The organism is Brevibacterium sp. (assembly GCF_022712115.1).
In the GTDB taxonomy this organism is placed as follows: domain Bacteria; phylum Actinomycetota; class Actinomycetes; order Actinomycetales; family Brevibacteriaceae; genus Brevibacterium; species Brevibacterium salitolerans.
Genome location: NZ_JALAHB010000039.1, coordinates 1 through 4,583, shown reverse-complemented (window position 1 = coordinate 4,583; position 4,583 = coordinate 1). Strand labels below are relative to the sequence as shown.

Below are 4,583 nucleotides of genomic sequence, written 5' to 3'. Positions count from 1 at the left end.
GACCAGCTGAGCGGCGGCGGTTCGCTCGCCGCCGCTCAGCTGGTCTCCCGGCTGCGCTCACGGCACCCGGCCGTCACGGTGGGCGACATCTACGCCCGTCCGCGGTTCGGCGCGCTCGTGGAGCTCTGCACGGCGGAGGAGGGTGCGGCCGCCGCACCCCGGCCCACCCGCACCGTGGTGCGCACCGCCCGCTCCATGCAGTTCCTCCAGACCCTGCTGGGCATCCCCGTGCACATCCTCTCCGCCATGCGATGGGTGGTGCTCGCGCTCCTGCTGAGCAACGTCGCAGCGACGGCCGGGGCTGCAGCCGTCATGACGCCCTGGTGGCTCATCGCCGTCCTCTGGCTGGTCTTCGTCACCTCCTGGGGCCGCATGGCGCTCTCCGCCGGTGCCGCCCGCCTGCTGCTCGCCGGCGTGAAGCCGGGCGTCCACCCGCGCTCCGGCTCCGTCCACGTGCGCCTGTGGCTGGCCGAACACATCGCGGACCTCGCGGCGGCGGTCTCCGTGGCCTCAGCCCCCTGGGTCACCACCTATGCGCGGATGCTGGGCAACCGGATCGGCCCGGATGTCGACCTCCACACCGTGCCGCCGGTGACGGGCATGCTCACGGTGGAGGCCGGCGCGGCGATCGAGCCCGAGGTGGACCTCAAAGGCTGGTGGGTGGACGGCGACCTCCTCCGGCTGGGGCCCATCCACGTGGGTGCGGAGGCCACCGTGGGTGCACGCTCCACGCTCATGCCCGGTGCGAAGGTGGGCCCCGGCGCACACGTGGAGGCCGGCTCCGCGGTGATCGGGAAGGGCCGGAAGAACCAGACGTACTCCGGTTCGCCGGCCGTGCGCGTGGGCAGGCGGAAGGCCTCGGTGTGGCCGGAGCCTCCTCAGCGGCGCCGCCGCTCCCCCTTCCTCCTCTACGCCGCCGGCTCCGTCCTCCACGCCGCGATCCCCTACCTCGCCGCCGTGCCGGTCCTGCTGCTCATGGTGGGGGTCTCCGGGGTGCAGGCGCTGGCAGACCCGCTGCTCCTGCTCCTCTGGGCGCCGGCGCTCGCCGCCGGCTGGTTCCTCACCACAGCGGCACTCATCGTCCTCGCCGTGCGCACCCTCGCCCTTGGGATGGAGGAGGGGCTCTTCCCCGTCCGCTCGTGGATGGGCTTCCGCGTGTGGGCCACGGAGCGGATCATGGACATGTCCCGCGACCTGCTGTTCCCCCTCTACGCCGGCCTGCTCACCCCCATCTGGCTGCGGATCCTCGGTGCGAAGGTGGGCAGGGACGTGGAGGCCTCGACGGTGCTCCTCGTCCCCTGCATGACGGAGATCGCAGACGGTGCCTTCCTCGCCGACGACACCATGGTCGCCTCCTACGAACTGGGCCGCGGCTGGATGCGCGTGGGCCGGGCCAAGGTGGGCAAGCGGGCGTTCCTGGGCAACTCCGGCATGGCCGCCGCCGGCCGCCGCGTGCGCAAGAACTCCCTCGTGGCCGTGCTCTCCGCCGCGCCGGCCAGGGCGAAGAAGGGCAGCTCCTGGATCGGCTCGCCGCCGGTGCAGCTGCGCCGCAGCGAGGTCGAGGCGGACGAATCCCTCACCTATCAGCCGCCCGCCCGCCTGCGGGTGCTGCGCGGGATGTGGGAGACGCTGCGCGGGATCTCCGTCCTCGTGGCCGGGATCATGGTCGCCGGTGTGCTCTCCGCCCTGCTGCTCCTGCTGGGGCTGGGCGCAGAACTCTCCGTCTCCGCCCCCGCAGGTCCCGCACTGTTCACGGCCGCGCTCTCCGGCATCGTCATGATGGCGGCGGGGGCCGTCGCCGCAGGAACGGCCGTCGCCGCCAAATGGCTGCTGGTGGGCCGGATCCGGGAGGGCGAGCACCCGCTGTGGTCGTCCTTCATCTGGCGGACCGAGGTCGCGGACTGCTTCGTGGAGCTCGTGGCCGCGCCGTGGTTCGCCCGCACGGCGGTGGGCACGCCCGCCCTGGTCTGGTATCTCCGCGCCCTGGGCGCGCGGGTGGGCCACGGGGTCTGGTGCGAGACCTACTGGCTGCCCGAGGCCGACCTCGTGCGGCTGGGCGACAACGCCACCGTCAACCGCGGCTGCGTCGTCCAGACCCACCTCTTCCACGACCGGGTCATGGCGCTCGACGCCGTGGAGCTGGACGAAGGTGCCACGCTGGGACCCAACAGCGTGATCCTGCCCGCGGCCTCCCTGGGACGGGCTGCGACGGTGGGGCCGTCCTCGCTGGTGATGCGCGGCGAGTTCGTGCCGGCGGACGCCTACTTCACCGGAAACCCGGTGATACCGTGGGTCGACGCGCCGCCTCTGCCGGACTCCTCCACGCGGCCCGCGAAGGCCGGCACGCCCACATCTGCCCCGCCGGCCGTCGTCGCCGCGGACTGACGAGGAGGAAGCCCTGCACAGGATGCGCACCATCGACCCCTACACGCCCGGCTCCGGCACGCCGGGCATGACCGTCGACCACTACGACCTCGAGCTCGACTACCGGATCCTGCCCAATCGGCTCGCCGGAAAGGCGGTGCTCCGGGCGCGCGTGCTCGAGGACTCCCCCGCTCTCGAACTCGACCTCGTGGGGCTGACCGTGTCCAAGGTGCTGGTCGACGGGCGGAAGCACCGGTTCCGGCATCTGCGCCGGCGCCTCGTCCTCCGCGACCGGCAGCGGCCCTTCCGCGCGGGTGAGGAGGTCAGCCTCGAGATCCACTACGCGGGCAACCCCCGTCCCGCGATGGGCACCTGGGGCGACGTGGGCTGGGAGGAGCTCGAGGACGGCGTGCGCGTCGCCGGACAGCCCGACGGCGCGGCGACCTGGTTCCCCTGTACGGACCACCCCGGCTCCAAGGCGACCTTCCGCTGTGCCGTGCTGGTCGAGTCCGACTACACCGCGATCTCCAACGGGGAGCTCACCGGCACCACCCGGAAGGCAGGTCGCACGGAGTGGGTGTGGGAGTCCGCGGAGCCGCTGGCCACCTATCTCGCGACCATGCAGATCGGCCAGTACCGCCGAGGCCCCCTGCTGCCGGGTGCGCATGCCGTCTCCCGCGTGCCGCTGGCCCTGGCCTGCGGCCGGCGCACCTGGGACCGGGCGCAGGAGGCACTGGCCGTCCAGCACGCGATGATGCGGGAGTTCGAGGAGCGGTTCGGGGCGTTCCCGTTCTCCTCCTACACCGTCGTCGTCACCGATGACGAACTCGAGATCCCGCTCGAGTCCCAGCCCCTGTCGATCCTCGGCCCCAATCACCTCGCGCAGGACTGGGAGGCGGAGCGGCTCGTGGCCCATGAGCTCGCGCACCAGTGGTTCGGCAATTCCGTCACGTTGCGCGCGTGGGCGGACATCTGGCTCAACGAGGGCTTCGCCTGCTACGCGGAGTGGCTGTGGTCCGAGGCCTCGGGCCGGGATTCCGCCGAGGCCCGGGCCCGGCACCACCATGTGCGCCTGGCGGAGCTGCCGCAGGATCTGGTGCTCACGGACCCCGGTGCCGAGGACATGTTCGACGACCGGGTCTACAAGCGCGGTGCGCTCGCCCTCCACGTCCTGCGCACCGCCGCCGGGGACGAGGCGTTCTTCCGGCTGCTGCGGACGTGGACGCAGGAGCACCGGCACGGTCACGGCACTACTGAGGAGTTCCTCGAGCTGGCACAGGCGGTCTGCGGTGAGGCGGACGAAGCAGGTGCCGGGGCGGAGACCTCACGGGTGCCGGACGTCCGCACACTGCTGCACGACTGGCTGTTCGAGAAGCCGCTGCCGGCGCTGCCGGGCTGACCTCCCCGAGTGCTCACGGGCGCCTCGGCCGCTTCCCTGAGCACCCTGGTGAACCGCTTGGGCCGGGAGAGGTTCGCGACGTGGCCGGCGTCCTCGAGGATCACGAGCCGGCACCGGGGCGCGGCGGCGACGAACTGCGCCTCGTTGCGGCGGAAGGGGTCGTGCTCCCCGTTGACGAAGGTGAGCGGGACCTGGATCGCGGCGACGTCCGCAAGCGGATCGAGCCCTCCCACCGCGCGCACCACGGAGCGGAGGATGAGGCTGTCCGCCCGGCCTCCGCCGTAGTAGCGCTGCGCCGCCTTCCGGGTGTGCGCACGGGCGAAGGAGCGTGCCACGCGTGCGTCCGCGTCCCCCGGCAGCCGGTCCTTGAGCACCATCCACAGACCGTAGATCCGGGCCAGCGCGGGACCGGGCACGATGGTGCAGTCGGCGGCGACGAGGCCGGACAGACGACGAGGGTTCCGCGCGGCCCAGCTCAGCGTGAGGAATCCGCCCAGGGACAGTCCCACCAGCAGCGGCGGCTCGGCGCAGGCCGCGACCGCACGGTCGATCGTCGCCCACGCGGCCTCCAGGGTGAACGTCTCGCCGCGGCGCCGGCCGTGCCCCGGCAGGTCCGGGGTGCGGACCTCGAAGCCGGCCTCGCGGAGACGGCGCTTCTGCCCCTTCCACATGGTGCGGGAGGAGCGGATCGCGTGGACGAGCACTATGCTCCGCGTCACCGCCGGCCCGCCGTCACCGAGGTGCCCCCTCTGTCATGCACGCCTCCCCGCTCTCGTCTCACGAGGACGGTACGCGCCTCCGGTGGCGTCAGGATGACGGG

Annotated in this window: 2 protein-coding genes and 1 pseudogene; 2 read left to right on the top strand and 1 reads right to left on the bottom strand. The window is 72.8% G+C overall.

What is annotated here, in order from left to right; genetic code table 11:
* Both Q0A33_RS01980 and Q0A33_RS01975 read left to right on the top strand, forming a co-directional pair.
* On the top strand, positions 1 to 2,385 hold a 2,385-nt coding region (locus tag Q0A33_RS01980; RefSeq protein WP_291792312.1), incomplete at its 5' end, for a Pls/PosA family non-ribosomal peptide synthetase.
* Positions 2,386 to 2,407: 22 nt separating this feature from the next.
* The gene (locus Q0A33_RS01975; protein ID WP_291792310.1) at positions 2,408 to 3,763 is read left to right on the top strand and encodes a M1 family metallopeptidase; all 1,356 of its coding nucleotides are present in this window, start codon (positions 2,408 to 2,410) and stop codon (positions 3,761 to 3,763) included.
* A gap of 59 nt (positions 3,764 to 3,822) precedes the next feature.
* Here Q0A33_RS01975 and Q0A33_RS01970 read toward each other — a convergent pair.
* Positions 3,823 to 4,467, bottom strand: a pseudogene (locus Q0A33_RS01970) (alpha/beta hydrolase); the annotation flags it as partial.
* Positions 4,468 to 4,583: the final 116 nt, after the last annotated feature.

Bases quoted from the DNA above. Each gene is read 5' to 3' on its own strand.
- Q0A33_RS01975 (WP_291792310.1), top strand. From the start codon at position 2,408: ATGCGCACCATCGACCCCTACACGCCCGGCTCCGGCACGCCGGGCATG.